This is a genomic window from Georhizobium sp. MAB10 (genome assembly GCF_045012825.1).
GTDB lineage: Bacteria > Pseudomonadota > Alphaproteobacteria > Rhizobiales > Rhizobiaceae > Georhizobium > Georhizobium profundi.
The window spans coordinates 1,265,068-1,280,106 of sequence record NZ_CP118314.1 but is presented as its reverse complement, the minus strand read 5'-3'; the positions used below and the strand labels follow the sequence as shown (position 1 = coordinate 1,280,106).

General features: G+C 62.3%; 11 protein-coding genes and 1 pseudogene. 6 read left to right on the top strand and 6 right to left on the bottom strand.

Annotated features, from left to right (window positions below):
• Positions 1 to 90: 90 nt before the first annotated feature.
• Together PU133_RS05900 and PU133_RS05895 are read right to left on the bottom strand one after the other, a co-directional pair.
• Positions 91 to 2,100, bottom strand: a complete 2,010-nt coding sequence (locus tag PU133_RS05900; protein ID WP_404863875.1) for a methyl-accepting chemotaxis protein — start codon at positions 2,098 to 2,100, stop codon at positions 91 to 93.
• A 21-nt stretch (positions 2,101 to 2,121) separates the two neighbouring features.
• On the bottom strand, positions 2,122 to 2,721 hold the full coding sequence (locus PU133_RS05895) for a hypothetical protein (protein ID WP_404863874.1): 600 nt from the start codon (positions 2,719 to 2,721) through the stop codon (positions 2,122 to 2,124).
• Positions 2,722 to 3,045: 324 nt separating this feature from the next.
• Here PU133_RS05895 and PU133_RS05890 point away from each other — a divergent pair, with 324 nt between their 5' ends.
• The 6 genes and pseudogenes from PU133_RS05890 (at position 3,046) to edd (ending at position 10,297) form a co-directional block, all read left to right on the top strand.
• Positions 3,046 to 3,273: a hypothetical protein gene (locus tag PU133_RS05890; RefSeq protein ID WP_404863873.1), complete on the top strand. Its 228-nt coding sequence runs from the start codon at positions 3,046 to 3,048 to the stop codon at positions 3,271 to 3,273.
• An 89-nt stretch (positions 3,274 to 3,362) separates the two neighbouring features.
• A pseudogene (locus PU133_RS05885) lies at positions 3,363 to 4,724 on the top strand (glutamine synthetase family protein); the annotation flags it as partial.
• 126 nt (positions 4,725 to 4,850) lie between these two features.
• Entirely contained in the window at positions 4,851 to 6,149 is a 1,299-nt protein-coding gene (locus tag PU133_RS05880; RefSeq protein ID WP_404864456.1) for an NAD(P)/FAD-dependent oxidoreductase, read from the top strand.
• 88 nt (positions 6,150 to 6,237) lie between these two features.
• Complete coding sequence (gene zwf, locus PU133_RS05875; RefSeq protein ID WP_404863872.1) at positions 6,238 to 7,710, top strand: glucose-6-phosphate dehydrogenase; 1,473 nt, start codon at positions 6,238 to 6,240, stop codon at positions 7,708 to 7,710.
• Positions 7,711 to 7,720: 10 nt separating this feature from the next.
• Positions 7,721 to 8,419: a 6-phosphogluconolactonase gene (pgl, locus tag PU133_RS05870; protein WP_404864455.1), complete on the top strand. Its 699-nt coding sequence runs from the start codon at positions 7,721 to 7,723 to the stop codon at positions 8,417 to 8,419.
• Positions 8,420 to 8,479: 60 nt separating this feature from the next.
• Positions 8,480 to 10,297: a phosphogluconate dehydratase gene (gene edd, locus PU133_RS05865; RefSeq protein ID WP_404863871.1), complete on the top strand. Its 1,818-nt coding sequence runs from the start codon at positions 8,480 to 8,482 to the stop codon at positions 10,295 to 10,297.
• A gap of 51 nt (positions 10,298 to 10,348) precedes the next feature.
• Here edd and PU133_RS05860 read toward each other — a convergent pair whose 3' ends face one another.
• The 4 genes from PU133_RS05860 to PU133_RS05845 form a co-directional block, all read right to left on the bottom strand.
• Positions 10,349 to 10,918: a fasciclin domain-containing protein gene (locus tag PU133_RS05860; protein WP_404863870.1), complete on the bottom strand. Its 570-nt coding sequence runs from the start codon at positions 10,916 to 10,918 to the stop codon at positions 10,349 to 10,351.
• Positions 10,919 to 11,045: 127 nt separating this feature from the next.
• Entirely contained in the window at positions 11,046 to 12,134 is a 1,089-nt protein-coding gene (locus PU133_RS05855) for an ABC transporter ATP-binding protein (protein ID WP_404863869.1), read from the bottom strand.
• 63 nt (positions 12,135 to 12,197) lie between these two features.
• Positions 12,198 to 13,865 (bottom strand): alpha-glucosidase family protein, encoded by a 1,668-nt coding sequence (locus tag PU133_RS05850; RefSeq protein WP_404863868.1) that lies wholly within the window; start codon positions 13,863 to 13,865, stop codon positions 12,198 to 12,200.
• A 22-nt stretch (positions 13,866 to 13,887) separates the two neighbouring features.
• Positions 13,888 to 15,039, bottom strand: a complete 1,152-nt coding sequence (locus tag PU133_RS05845; RefSeq protein ID WP_404863867.1) for a carbohydrate ABC transporter permease — start codon at positions 15,037 to 15,039, stop codon at positions 13,888 to 13,890.

Here is a 15,039-nt window from a genome sequence, read left to right as displayed (position 1 = left end):
AATGTTGAACGGTTCCGCCGCGCCTCAAACGGCAGACGCCGGCGCAATTTTGGCGCCGGCGTCTTTGAATTTACACTCGAAGTGGCGGGATCAGAACTCGGTCCAGCCATCCTCCTCCGTGGATGCTGCCGCAGCTGCGGCCGTACCACCGCCGCCGAAGGCACCGGCCAGCTTGCGCCCAAGCGCCCTAGCGGGAGATTCCCGCGTCGCGCCGGTAGCGCCGTTGGCCCGGACTGGAACAGGTGCAGTGGACCGGCGCGAGACGGGAGCCGACGACGCGGCACTTGCAGCCCTGCGCTCATAGCCCTGCGAAACCATAGATCCACGGCCCGCCATTTCGAAGCGGCCGACCAGACCCCGCAGCGATTGTGCCTGCTCCTCGAGGCTCACACAGGCGGCATTGGTCTGCTCGACCATGGCGGCGTTCTGCTGGGTTACCTGGTCCATCTGGTTGACGGCGGTGTTGATCTCCTGGAGACCGGCGGACTGCTCGCGCGCCGACGTGACGATGGCTGCGATATGGTCCTTGATCATGTGCACGTGCCGTTCGATCTGCTCGAGCGACGCGCCGGTCTTGTTGACATGCGCGACCCCCATGCCGACTTCCTCGCCCGACTTGCGGATGAGGTCCTTGATCTCCTTCGCGGCCGCGGCCGAACGCTGGGCAAGCTCGCGAACTTCCTGGGCAACGACGGCGAAGCCCTTGCCCGCTTCACCGGCGCGCGCCGCCTCGACACCGGCGTTGAGCGCCAGCAGGTTGGTCTGGAAGGCGATATCGTCGATGACACCGATGATCTGGCTGATCTGCGTCGACGATGTCTCGATCCGCTCCATCGCCGTGATGGCATCGCCGACCACTGCACGGGAATTGCGTGCTCCCGTCGTTGCGTCAACGACCATGCGGTCGGCTTCTTCGGCGCGTTGAGCGCTGGCGCGCACCGTCTGCGTGATCTGGTCGAGCGCCGCTGCGGTTTCTTCAAGCGACGCTGCCTGCTGCTCGGTACGACGCGACAGATCGTCTGCCGCCTTTGCGATTTCACCGGAGCTGCCGCTGACCGACTGCGTGGCATCCGTAATGTCGGACAAAGTTTCGCCGAGCGATTTCACCGCTGCATTGAAGTCTTCCTGCAGCGAGGCAAATGCGTGGTCGATCTGTTCGATCTGGACGGTGAGATCGCCCTGTGCCAGGCGACGCAGCGCATCACCGACCGTTTCCATCGCCTCTTCGCGGGCCTTGGCCGTGCGAAGCGTCTCGGTTTCGTTGCGTTCACGCTCAGCCTCGAAGGCCGCGCGCTGGCGCGTTGCTTCCAGCTCTGCTTCGCGCTTTTCCATGGCGGAGATGCGGAAAGACTCCAGCGCATTGGCGACCACGCCGACCGTGTCGGTGCGGGCGCGGTGCGGAACGCCTGTTTCGAGATCGCCTTCATCCAGCCGCTTGATGCGCGCCGTGAGGTCGCCGAGCGGACGCGTGACGATGGTCCGAAGCGCAAGCAGGAAGAGCCCGACGACGATGAGAATCGAAACGCCCTGAACGGCAAGTGTCTGCAGACCGAAAGCAACGCTCGTTGCGTGAAGGTTTGCCGTGCTCCAGACGGTGGCGATATGACCGCGCGGATTGCCTTCGCTGTCCGGCTCCAGCGGCGCGATGATCGTAACCTTGCCGTCACCGAGCGGGAGGTCGTTGATGACCGAATTTTGCGGCGGTGTCGCCATCATCGCTTCGATGTCGCGGCGCGCTGCAGCGCCATCCGCACCGGAGCGTGTCCAGGCAGTCATTTCGGCACCAGCCGCATTGTAGACGATGATCTGCACCAGGTCGTGCTCGTCGGAGGTTGTGTAGCCCTTGTAGGCATCTTCGATCGCTTCCGGCACGTTCCATTTCACGCCGCCGGCTGCAACCATGCCGACTTCCTTCACCTCGCGGCTCCAATTGGCGAATGCGTCCTGGCGCAGCGTGTGTTCGGCCGATTGATAAAGCCACCAGACCGTGGCGCCGAGCCCGATGAGATTGACAACGATGATGACCGCGGCAAGTTTTGTGGTCAGCGAGAGCCGACCGAGGAAACCAACCGTACCGGGTTTGGAAACGTTAGCTTTCATGTTGTTTGTCCTTTGGCGCGATCAGAGCTTGTTCAGGTTCAAAGAGACCGTGAGCGCTCCAATGGGTTCGCCGGTGTCTGGATCGATAATTGCACTGTTCGCCTGACTGAGAACGAGGTGCGTATCGGGCTCGTATTCGATGTCGTCGATGAAAAGGCCGGCTTCCGGCTGAAGAAACGTCTTCTGGAACTTGGCTTCGTCGCCTTGCCAGTAATCCGACGTCGGCGTGCTGACGCCGACATTGAGGCCCCTGCCATCCATCACGATGATCTCGACGATCATCCAGTCGGCGGCAGACTGTTTCTGACGCAGAAATTGCGAGACGGAATTCTGAATCATGGCGTCGATCTGAGGACGCTGGATCTGACCGGCTTCAGCGCGCCATTCGGCGTCCGCGGCATCTATTTCAGCCTGCGTCCATGCGGCTGTCGCGCCATTTTGCGCGCGCACGGCCTCGATGATCTCGGGGCTTTTGACCCACTCGGCCAGATTGTCTTGAAAATATGCTTTGACCGCTTCTTGGTGGTCAATTCCGGCGGCGGATGCTTGAGACAAGGGCGCAAAAGCAGCCCCCCAAAGCGCCGCGTACACTGCAACCCTGCTCATGGCGAGCAACGACATTCCCACACCCCTTTGACCCGGTGCGCATCAATCAAGGTGGAATTGATGAAAACTGCACACCCACAGACAACTATACATGCCCATGATGGCGCGGCCTGGGACGTCATGTCGGCGCGAGAGCTAATCTCGCAGCAGCCTCCAACAACTGATGAGGAACGCTGCTTGCCGAAGACTTAACAAGTGTAGGCGAGAGATCGCGTTTTCAGTAGAAATTTAGGGGCTCCGGCCCGAAGATACACGGGCCGGTAGACTGTGGCATTGCGGCCCCACGTCAGGGTCGCAAGATGTTTGGTCAAGGCTCAGAAGATGAGGCTGAGAAGACCGATGACGACCAGAAGCCCGATCAGGAAAATGACGCCGACAGTACCGCCGATGAATTTCAGCATGGAGGTGATCCTTTTGCTTGCCCGTGATGACCGGATTAACGCGCAAGCACCGCATTTGATCCAGCCGCGTGATCGATCGACGCGACCTGCAACGATCGGGAAGGCGATGACACAAGGACTTTCGTCCGTCACTTCACCGGTCTATGCTCATATCGACATAAACTGAAACGGTGATTGATGCCTTCGAGAATCGAACTTCATCCGGGTGCAGCACGGACGGAACGTCCTCGCAAACGGCCAGCCTTCATTGACCAGAAGCGTGGTGTGAAAGACTGGAAGCAAGCCAGCGAATGGCTGAAGTGGCGTGGGATCGAAGATATCGAATGCATCACGCCCGACATTGCCGGTGTGCCACGCGGCAAGATGATGCCGACGTCGAAATTCACGTCCAACACGTCACTGTCGCTGCCCTCGGCCCTGTTCCGACATACCATCTCTGGCGAGTATCCAGAGGAAACGGGTGACTTCCGTTATGACCCAACCGATGGCGACTTGAAGCTCGTGCCGGACCTGTCGACGCTGTCCGTCGTTCCGTGGGAAACCGACCCGACGGCGCAGGTCGTTTGCGACATCGTCGACACCCAAGGGAACGAGGTCGGCTATACGCCGCGCAATGTGTTGAAGCGCGTGGTCAGTCTCTACCGCGAGCGCGGCTGGCAGCCAGTCGTCGCGCCCGAGATCGAATTCTATCTGGTCGCAAAGAACGACGATCCGGATTACCCGCTGCAGCCGCCGAAAGGCCGATCGGGCCGCACCATCGCCGGTGGCCAGTCCTATTCGATCGCCGGCGTCAACGAGTTCGACGAACTGATCGACGACATCTATCATTTCTCCGAAGCGCAGGGCCTGGAGATCGATACGCTGATCCACGAAGAGGGTCCGGCACAGCTTGAAATCAACCTGCGCCATGGCGATCCGATCGAGCTTGCCGATCAGGTCTTTCTCTTCAAGCGCACGCTGCGCGAGGCGGCGCTGAACCACAACATGTACGCGACCTTCATGGCCAAGCCGATGCAGGGCCAGGCGGGTTCGGCGATGCATATCCACCAATCGGTGGTCGATCTTCAGACCGGGCGCAACATCTTTGCAGACGAGAAGGGCGAAGCCTCGCAGGAGTTCTTCTCCTTCATCGGCGGCATGCAGCATTTCGTGCCGAAGGCGCTGGTCATGATGGCGCCTTACGTGAACTCCTATCGCCGACTGACGCCGGACATGGCCTGCCCCGTCAACAATGCGTGGGGCTATGACAACCGCACCACCGCCTTCCGCGTGCCGAGTTCCGACCCAAGCGCACGGCGCGTGGAAAATCGCCTCCCCTCCTCGGATACGAACCCCTATCTGGCACTCGCCGCATCGCTCGCCTGCGGCTATCTCGGCATGGTGCGCGGGGTGAAGCCTTCGGCACCGACGGCCCATACTGCCAATGAGGGCACGACGGTCGATCTCCCCCGCGGCCTTCTGGAAGCCGTATCGCTGCTCGAAAGCGAACCCGCATTCCAGGATGTGTTCGGCGCGGATTTCATCGCCACCTATTGCGGGCTGAAGCGTGGCGAATTCGAAACCTTCATGCAGGTCATCAGCCCGTGGGAGCGTGAATATCTCCTGCTGAACGTCTGAGCATTTCCAGGTGAAGTGGAGACCGGTTCACCGTTCGGAAACGCGACAAATCGAAAACTCGGAGCAATTGATCGATTCGAAGAAAAGCGAAATTGCGCTGATCAGACGGCGCGAAGCCACCACATGATGACGGAGCATCCCATCGCCTACCAAAGCCCCATCTCGCCCGGCATCTCCTGGTACGAGGATGCGCTTGCCGAGCGGCCAAGCTTTGAACCTCTCGATGGCTCGCGACAGGCCGACGTCGTCATTGTCGGTGGCGGTTTTACCGGCTTGCAGGCGGCCTATAATCTGGCGATCGCCGGCGTCGATGTGGTGCTGATCGACGCCGCACGTTTTGGCGACGGCGCCTCCGGGCGCAATGGCGGCCAGATCGGCACCGGACAGCGTGAAGACGTCACCGCGCTTGAAGCACAATACGGGCTTGAGACATCCAAGGCGCTCTTCGATCTCGCCGAGGACGGCAAGCGCTATCTGATCGACTTCGGCGAGCGCCTCGGCATCGACATGGAGTTTCGGCAAGGCCAGCTCTCGGTGGCGCACAAGAAGCGCTATGTCGATGATTTCCGTTCCTATGTCGAAATTCTGGCCGAGCGCTACGGCTACACCCAGGCGACCTTCATGGATGCCGCCGAGACCGCGGAGCGCCTCGGGTCGACGCGCTTCTTCGGCGGCATGCGCGACATGGGCACCGGCCACATCCACCCGATGAAGCTCGTCGCAGGGCTGGCACGCGCCACCGATACCGCAGGCGCGCAACTCTACGAGAATACCCGCGCGACGGGCATCGCCAGCGCGAATGGCCGCGTCACCGTCACGACCGACCGCAGCACGATCACCGCAAACCACGCGCTTCTCGCCTGTAACGCTCATATCGGCGATCTCGAGCCGGTCACGGCTGCGCATGTGATGCCGATCCGCTCCTTCATCGGCGCGACCGTGCCGATCGACGCGCCGACAATCATTCCGGGTGGCGAAGCGGTGGACGACAGTCGCTTCGTGGTGCGCTACTTCCGCAAAAGCCTCGATGGACGGCTGCTCTTCGGCGGGCGCGAGGCTTACACGTCGGAAAGCCCCACCGACATCAAGTCGCACATCCGCAAACAGATCGCCGAAATCTACCCGGAGCTCGGCGATATCGACATCACACATGCTTGGGGCGGGTCGGTCGCGATCACCATGCCGCGCCAGCCCTTCGTGCGCGAAGTGATGCCGCATGTCATCACGATCGGCGGCTATTCGGGCCATGGGGTGAAACTGTCGAACTATTGCGGCAAGCTTTATGCCGATGCGGTGCTCGGCGACCGCAGCCGGCTTGCCCAATTCGAGCGCCTCAAGATCCCAGCTTTCCCCGGCGGAACGCGCTTGCGTCAACCGCTTCTTTTCCTGGCGATGACATGGTTTTCGCTGCGTGATCGCATCTGAGGCCAGCCAAAATCGTCGCCATGCTATGGCCTTTTTAAATCGATTAGATTAAAAGCCTCGACGACACCGATTGCAGGGACTTGATGCGATGAGCAGCCAGATCATTCCGGTCGATCCTTTCGACTATGTCGTGTTCGGCGGTACGGGCGACCTTTCCGAGCGCAAGCTCCTTCCGGCGCTGTACCACCGCCAGGAAGCGGGCCAGCTGACCGAGCCGACCCGCATCATCGGAGCTTCTCGATCCGAGCTTTCCCATGACGAATTTCGCGAATTCGCGCGCTCCGCGTTGGTCGAACATGTCGGCAATGGCGGCCTCGACGAAGCCGAGGTCGAAAAGTTCCTCGCGCGCCTCTTCTACGTCGCGGTCGATGCCAAATCCGACAAGGGATGGGATGATCTCAAGGAACTGTTGAGTGAGGGTGAAGATCGCATCCGCGCCTTCTATCTCGCCGTGTCGCCTTCTCTCTTCGGCGATATCTCCCAGCACATCCGCGACCACGGGCTGATCACCGACAAGACACGCATCGTCGTGGAAAAGCCCATCGGGCGCGACCTCGCCTCGGCGCGGCAGCTGAACGACACGATCGGCAGCGTCTTCCGCGAAGAGCAGGTCTTCCGCATCGACCACTATCTCGGCAAGGAGACGGTGCAGAACCTGATGGCGCTGCGCTTTGCCAACGCGCTTTACGAGCCGCTGTGGAATTCCGCGCATATCGACCACGTTCAGATTACGGTTGCCGAAAGCGTCGGGCTGGAAGGCCGGGCCGGCTATTACGATACCGCCGGCGCGCTGCGCGACATGGTGCAGAACCATATCATGCAGTTGCTCTGCCTCGTCGCCATGGAGCCGCCGTCGTCCATGGACGCAGAGGCCGTGCGCGATGAAAAGCTGAAAGTGCTGCGCGCGCTGCGCCCGATCACCAGCCGCAATGTTCAGCAGATGACCGTTCGCGGCCAGTATCGCGCGGGTGCATCGGCAGGCGGGCCGGTCAAGGGCTATCTCGACGAGCTGGAGAGCGGCACCTCGAACACCGAAACCTTCGTCGCCATCAAGGCCGAAATCGGCAACTGGCGCTGGGCCGGCGTGCCGTTCTATCTGCGCACCGGCAAACGCATGGCCGAGCGGGCGTCCGAAATCGTCATCGCCTTCAAACCGATCCCGCATTCCATCTTCGACGAGAGCGCCGGCCGCGTCATCGCCAATCAGCTGGTTATTCGCCTGCAGCCAGATGAAGCAGTCAAGCAGTGGATCATGATCAAGGATCCGGGCCCGGGCGGCATGCGCCTGCGTCACGTGCCGCTGGACATGACCTTTGCCGAGAATTTCGACGTGCGGAACCCCGACGCCTACGAGCGGCTGCTCCTCGACGTCATCCGCAACAACCAGACGCTGTTCATGCGCCGCGACGAGGTCGAGGCGGCGTGGCGATGGGTCGATCCGATCCTGAAGGCGTGGGAAGAAACGGGCCAGCAGGTTCAGGGCTACACGGCCGGCACGTCTGGCCCCAGCCAGGCGATCGCACTCATCGAACGCGACGGCCGCACCTGGCATGAGCACTGATCCGATGGGAGTGTCGCCGGAATTCCACGAATTTGCCGATCGCTCGGAACTGGCCGAAGCGCTCGCCGACGCCGTTGCGGAAGCCTTGAAGGCTGCCATCGGCGCGCGGGGCCGCGCGACGCTTGCGGTGTCGGGCGGCTCTACGCCAAAGGCATTCTTCAAGGCCTTGTCCGGCAAGGAACTCGCCTGGGACCAAGTCACCGTTACGCTGATCGACGAGCGGTTCGTGCCCGAAACGCACGAGCGATCCAACCAGAAGCTCGTGGTGGAAAACCTGCTGGTCGGTCGCGCCGCACGCGCGCGCTTCGTGCCGCTGTTCAACGATGCGCCAGACGTTCATCTCGCCGCCGACCGCGCGTCGGGCGTGATCGACGCCTTGCCCCGGCCGATCGACGTTGCCATCTTGGGTCTTGGAACAGATGGCCACACCGCGTCTTTCTTTCCCGATGGCGACCGGCTGGCGGAAGCGATCGACCCCGGCATGCCGACGTCGGTTCTGTCGATGGAAGCGCCGGGCGCCGGCGAACCGCGATTGACGCTGACGCTGCCGCGCATCGTCGAAGCGCCCCTCGTGGTGCTGCACATCGAAGGCGGCGAGAAGCGCCAAGTGCTCGACCAGGCGCTGGCTGGAGAAGACGCAAACGACATGCCGATCCGCGCCGTGTTCGCCCATGCGCCGGCGCCGATCCACATCTACTGGGCGCCCTGACGCCCGATCTTCGCCGCGGCTTGAGAAAGCCGAACCGAACTGACAACGGGATAGCGAACCATGGCTGCGGATACACGCATCGAATCCATCACCCGGCGCCTCGTGGAGCGCTCCAAGCCGACGCGCGAGGCCTATATCGACCGCGTCCGCCGTGCCGCCGGTCAAGGGCCGCATCGCTCTGCTCTAGCCTGCGGCAACCTCGCCCATGGCTTTGCCGCCTGCGGCCCGAGCGACAAGGAAGCGCTGGCGGGCGATCGCCTGCCAAACCTCGGCATCATCACCGCCTATAACGACATGCTTTCGGCCCACCAGCCTTATGAGCGCTTTCCGGACATGATCCGCGAGGCAGCGCGCGAAGCCGGCGGGGTTGCCCAGGTCGCAGGCGGCGTGCCGGCCATGTGCGATGGTGTCACGCAGGGCCAGCCGGGCATGGAGCTCTCGCTCTTCTCGCGCGACGTGATCGCGATGTCGGCAGGCATCGGTCTGTCGCACAACATGTTCGACGCAGCGCTTTATCTAGGCGTCTGCGACAAGATCGTGCCGGGCCTCATGATCGCGGCGATGACATTCGGCCATCTGCCGGCTGTCTTCGTGCCGGCCGGTCCGATGACGACCGGCCTCCCAAATGACGAAAAAGCGCGCATCCGCCAGCTCTACGCCGAGGGCAAGGTCGGCCGCGAGGAATTGCTGGAGGCGGAATCCAAGTCCTACCACGGGCCTGGGACCTGCACCTTCTACGGCACTGCCAATTCCAACCAGATGCTGATGGAGATCATGGGCTTCCATCTGCCGGGCGCATCGTTCGTCAATCCGAACACGCCGCTGCGTGATGCGTTGACCAAGGAAGCGACCCGCCGCGCACTGGAAATCACCGCTCTTGGCAATGAATTCACTCCCGCCGGCGAGATGATCGACGAACGCTCGATCGTCAACGGCGTCGTCGGCCTCCATGCGACCGGCGGATCGACCAACCACACGCTGCACCTCGTCGCCATGGCCCGATCGGCCGGGATCCGGCTCACCTGGGAAGACATTTCCGAACTCTCGGACGTCGTCCCACTGCTTGCGCGCGTCTATCCAAACGGCCTTGCCGACGTGAACCATTTCCATGCAGCGGGCGGCATGGGTTATCTCATCGGCCAGTTGCTCTCGAAAGGCCTGCTGCACGACGATGTGCGCACGGTCTACGGCCAGGGACTTCAGCCCTATGCCATCGAAATCGGCATGGACGCCGCCGGCGCGATCGAACGACGCCCTGCACTCAGGGAGAGCGCAGAGCCGAAGATCCTGGCAGCGGTCGACGCACCCTTCCAGCCGACCGGCGGCCTCAAGATGCTCAGCGGCAACATCGGCAATGCCGTCATCAAGATTTCGGCCGTAAAGCCGGATCGTCATGTGATCGAGGCGCCGGCGAAAGTCTTCCATGATCAGCAGTCGCTGATCGACGCCTTCAAGGCCGGCGAATTGAATCAGGACTTCGTTGCCGTCATCCGCTTCCAGGGGCCAAAGGCAAACGGCATGCCGGAACTGCACAAGCTGACGCCCTCGCTCGGCGTGCTGCAGGACCGCGGCTACCGCGTGGCACTCGTCACCGATGGCCGCATGTCGGGTGCATCCGGCAAGGTGCCAGCCGCGATCCACGTCACGCCCGAAGCGGCCGACGGCGGCCCGATCGCCCGCATCCGCGAGGGCGATATGGTTCGTGTCGACGCGGTTTCCGGGGAGTTGTCAGTGCTGGTCGAGGCCGGCGAATGGGAGACACGCGAAGCGGTGACCGCCGATCTTACCGGAAACGGCTTCGGCATGGGCCGTGAACTGTTCGCCGCCTTCCGCGCCGTTGCCGGCCCCGCGAGCGAAGGCGCGAGCGTTCTCTACTGACCGAATACCGGGACGGCATGGCCGCCCCGGTTTCGGTCGAACGCCGTGTGTTTATTGCGGCACGAGCACGTTGTCGACGACGTGAATGACGCCGTTCGACTGATTGACATCGGCGATGGTGATGGTGGACGTGCCGCCATTTTCATCGGTCAAGGCCAACCCACGGCCCTGCTCCGTCACTACGAGCGTATCACCGCTTACCGTTGTCAGCTCAAGCTGCCCGCCATTGGCGATCACGTCGCGCTTGAGTTCGCCGCCGGAGATCCGGCCGGAGACAACATGCGCAGTCAGTACCTTGACCAGTTGGTCCTTGTTTTCCGGCCGCAGGAGGGTTTCCACCGTGCCGGCCGGAAGCGCCGCGAAACCATCATTCACCGGCGCGAAGACGGTGAAGGGTCCGGCGCTGGCCAGCGTATCGACCAGATCCGCGGCCTGGACGGCAGCCACAAGCGTTGTGTGGATCGGCGAATTCACGGCGTTTTCGACGATGTTCATCGTCTCGAGCATCGGCGCTCCGCCGACCGTCGGATTGCTTTGGGCGATCGCGACGCCGGTGAACACCGACGCCGCCATTGCGGCTGAGAGAGCGAGTGACATCGAATGGGAACGGGTCTTGCGCATGCGAACCTCCACAGGTCGTCGTCCTCGAAGCGGGACAACGAACATACGGCCAGGTTCCGCCCAAGTTTCTCGAACACGCGAAACTCACGACATCGTGCACGTTGCTTCACCAGCGCGGGTCGAGGACCTATCGCCGATAGGTCGTGCCGGCCTCGTCGAAAAGATGCAGGCAATCGCGCTTGGCCGTGAAGCGCATCGTCTCACCGCGCCGCACGGGCTGGTTTCCGGGCACCTTCACGACAATCGGCTCGCCCTCGACCAGTCCCTCGATGTAATAGAGCGTCACTTCGCCAAGCGCTTCGGAAAGCGCGACCTGCCCTTCGAACAGGTAGTCCTCTCCGGTCGCAACGGTCAGATCCTCGGGACGCACGCCGAAGCTGGCAGCCTTGCCTTCCTGTGACGGGTCGGTCGCGATATCGACCACTGCATGGCGCCCGCCCGCCAAGGCGACCTGCGTCTGCGTCCCTGCCTTTTCGACCCGCGCAGGAAGGATGTTCATGGCCGGCGACCCGATGAACTGCGCAACAAAGAGATTTGCCGGGTGATGGTAAAGCTCCATCGGCGACCCGACCTGCTCGATGCGGCCGGCCGACAGCACGACGATCCGATCGGCAAGCGTCATCGCTTCGACCTGATCGTGCGTGACGTAGATCATCGTCGTGTCCGGCATTGATTCATGCAGCTTGGCGATCTCGATGCGGGTCGCCACGCGCAATGCGGCATCGAGGTTCGACAGCGGCTCGTCGAACAGAAACACCTTTGGATCGCGGCAGATGGCCCGCCCGATGGCAACGCGCTGGCGCTGACCGCCGGAGAGCGCTTTAGGCAAACGGTCGAGATACTGGGTCAGTTGGAGGATGTCGGCTGCGGCGCGCACGCGCCGATCGATCTCTTCCTTGCTTTCCTTCGCGATCCGCATGCCGAACGCCATGTTGTCGTAGACCGTCATGTGCGGATAGAGCGCGTAGGACTGGAACACCATCGCAATGCCGCGCTTAGAGGGCGGGATGTCGTTGACGACCTGCCCGCCGATGGAAAGCGTACCGCCGGATATTTCCTCCAGACCCGCGATCATCCGGAGAAGCGTCGACTTCCCGCAGCCGGATGGGCCGACGAAGACGACGAATTCGCCTTCCTGGATGTCCAGATCGACCCCGTGGATCACATCCACATTGCCATAGGATTTCTTGATGTTCTTGAGCTGCAGTGCAGTCATCTCGCTCCCCCGTCCGGGCGTACGGCCCTGCGGCCGATCGCACTCGACGTTTCCTCCCGAACCTCAGTCCGTCTTGCCGAAAAACGCGTCGAAAGCACCGAGATGGACGGTGCCGTCGCGGTAAAGACCAGAAAAATCATGATCGCTGATCGCCTGCATGCCGGGTCTTTCCAGCGCCACATCCCGACGCTCATCCGACAGGTTGAAGACGCACAGGATCGTCTCGTCACCCGCCTTGCGCTCGATGATCAGGATCCCGTCTTCGGCTTTCAGGATCGACATGGTGCCGACGCGCAGCGCCTCATGCGCCTTCCGAAACGCCAGGATCTTTCGGTAGTGGTTCAACATCGAGCCTTGGACGTGGTCCTGCTTGTCGACCGCGAGACCGAGATGGTCGCCGGGGATCGGAAGCCACGGGCGGCCGTTGGAAAACCCGGCATTTACGCCGTCGCCGTCCCAGACCATCGGCGTGCGGCAGCCGTCACGACCCTTGAACTTCGGCCAGAAGCGAATGCCATACGGATCCTGGAGCTGATCGTAAGCGATGTCCGCCTCGGTCAGACCCAGTTCCTCGCCCTGATAGATGCAGAGTGAGCCGCGCAGCGATGCCATGAGCCCGGCCAGCAGCTTCATATAGGCCGTCCGATCGCGCACATGGTCGCCCCAGCGGGTCGCAGGCCGAACCACGTCATGGTTCGACATCGCCCAGCACGGCCACGCATCCTCCGACGCCTGACGCAGCGTGGTGAACACCTCTTCGACGCTCTCGGCCGTCGGCACTTCCGGCGCCAGGAAGTCGAAGGCGTAACACATCTGCATCTTGTCGCCGCCGCCGGTATATTCGGCCATCAGCTCCAGCCCGCGCTGGCTGTCGCCGATTTCGCCAACGGCCGCGATCGCCGGATATTCGTTCATCAGTGCGCGCAGCCGGCGCAGAAACTCGACATTCTCCGGCTGGCTCTTGGAGTAGAGATGCTCCTGGAAATTGTAGGGGTTCACTGCGGGTGCTGTCTTCGCGTTGCGACGCTCTACGGGCAGGCTCGGATTGTCGCGCAGCTGCCGGTCGTGGAAGTAGAAATTGATCGTGTCGAGCCGGAAGCCATCGACCCCGCGGTCGAGCCAGAAGCGCGCCACATCGAGGACCGCCGCCTGCACGTCCTCATTGTGGAAATTGAGGTCGGGCTGCGACGTCAGGAAGTTGTGCAGGTAGTACTGGCAGCGCGTCGAATCCCACTCCCAGGCCGTGCCGCCGAAGATCGACAGCCAGTTGTTGGGCGGGCTCCCATCGTCCTTGGCATCGGCCCAGACATACCAATCGGCTTTTGCATTGTCCTTGCTGGATCGGCTTTCGACGAACCACGGATGGATGTCGGCCGTGTGGGAAATTACGAGGTCGATCATGACCTTGAGGCCATGGGCATGGGCCGTGGCGATCATGTCATCGAAATCGTGCACGGTCCCGAACATCGGATCGACGCTCAGATAGTCGGAGACGTCGTAGCCGAAGTCTTTCATCGGCGAGGTGAAGAACGGCGAAATCCAGATCGCATCCACGCCAAGCGATGCGATGTAGGGGATACGCTGCGCGATCCCGGCAAGGTCGCCGATGCCGTCGCCGCTCGTGTCCTGAAACGAGCGTGGATAGATCTGGTAGATCACCGCGCCGCGCCACCAGTCGTGATCGGCAGCCTTGTCGGTGAGCAATGTCGCGTTTTCGGTCAAATCGTTCATGGCAATCGTCATAGTGGGAGGATCATCCGCCTTTCACGGAGCCCGCGAGAAGGCCGCGGACGAGGTAGCGTTGGAGGGTGAAGAACACGGCGAGCGGCACCAGGATGGTGATGAAGGCCGAAGCCGTCAGGATTTCCCAGTTGCCGCCGCGTGATCCGAGAAGGTTGACCAGGCGTCCGGTGAGCACCAGTTCGCTGTCCTGCGCGCCGAGGAAGACCATGGCGACGAGCAGGTCGTTCCAGGTCCAGAGGAACTGGAAGATCGCAAAGGAGGCGAGCGCCGGAAAAGAGAGTGGCAGCACGATCTTCATGAAGATCTCGAAGTCGCTCGCTCCGTCGACACGCGCCGATTCCATGATCTCGCGCGGCAGCCCGGCGATGTAGTTCCGCAGCAGATAGACCGCGAGCGGCAGGCCGAAGCCCGTATGGGCCAGCCAGATCCCGAGATAGGTTTTCGCCGGCACGCCAAAGAAGGCCCCGATGCCGTTATACATGCGCAAGAGCGGGATCAGCGACATCTGCAGCGGCACGACCAGCAGTCCAACGATGACGGCGATCAGGAGTGCCCGGCCCGGAAACTTCATCCAGGCAAGCGCGTAGGCGGCGAAGGCAGCAATCAGGATCGGAATGATCGTTGCCGGAATGGTGACCGTCAGCGAGTTGATGAAGGACCGACCGATCCCTTCCGACGCCAGCACTTCGCGGTAATTGTCGAGCGTGAAGCGCGGCGGGATGGTGGTCGTGAAGAAGATGCGTGCCCCGCGCGGGAGGTCGAGCTCGCTCGGCGAGGTGATCGCATAGGCACCATCCTCGGCGACGGTCAGCACCCCGCCTTCACGAAGCTCCGCTTCGGCGCCGGGCTCGTATTCCGTCGGGTTCAGGCCCGACGTACCGAACGCCGAAACGGTGCCGCTCCCCTCGCCAAAGACATTGCCTTCGAGGATGAATACGCCGTTGCGCTCGACCTGGTCGTCAGAGGTTCCGGTGCGGGCCTGCAGGTTCTGGGTGGAGCCGGCGAGTGCCGTCCACCAGCCGGAGATCGCGAGTTGGTCCTTGTCACGGAAGGAGGAGATGAAGAGGCCTGCGGTCGGCAGCGTCCAGAGGATGACGAGCAGCAACACCGAGAGATGAACCGCCCAGGTGAGCGGGGATTTAGCGGAACCGGCGCCTCCCAT

Coding starts and splice junctions, on each gene's coding strand:
- PU133_RS05845 (WP_404863867.1), bottom strand. CDS start 15,039: ATGGGAGGCGCCGGTTCCGCTAAATCCCCGCTCACCTGGGCGGTTCAT.
- PU133_RS05860 (WP_404863870.1), bottom strand. CDS start 10,918: ATGCGCAAGACCCGTTCCCATTCGATGTCACTCGCTCTCTCAGCCGCA.
- PU133_RS05855 (WP_404863869.1), bottom strand. CDS start 12,134: ATGACTGCACTGCAGCTCAAGAACATCAAGAAATCCTATGGCAATGTG.
- PU133_RS05895 (WP_404863874.1), bottom strand. CDS start 2,721: ATGTCGTTGCTCGCCATGAGCAGGGTTGCAGTGTACGCGGCGCTTTGG.
- PU133_RS05900 (WP_404863875.1), bottom strand. CDS start 2,100: ATGAAAGCTAACGTTTCCAAACCCGGTACGGTTGGTTTCCTCGGTCGG.
- PU133_RS05890 (WP_404863873.1), top strand. CDS start 3,046: ATGACGACCAGAAGCCCGATCAGGAAAATGACGCCGACAGTACCGCCG.
- zwf (WP_404863872.1), top strand. CDS start 6,238: ATGAGCAGCCAGATCATTCCGGTCGATCCTTTCGACTATGTCGTGTTC.
- PU133_RS05850 (WP_404863868.1), bottom strand. CDS start 13,865: ATGAACGATTTGACCGAAAACGCGACATTGCTCACCGACAAGGCTGCC.
- PU133_RS05880 (WP_404864456.1), top strand. CDS start 4,851: ATGACGGAGCATCCCATCGCCTACCAAAGCCCCATCTCGCCCGGCATC.
- edd (WP_404863871.1), top strand. CDS start 8,480: ATGGCTGCGGATACACGCATCGAATCCATCACCCGGCGCCTCGTGGAG.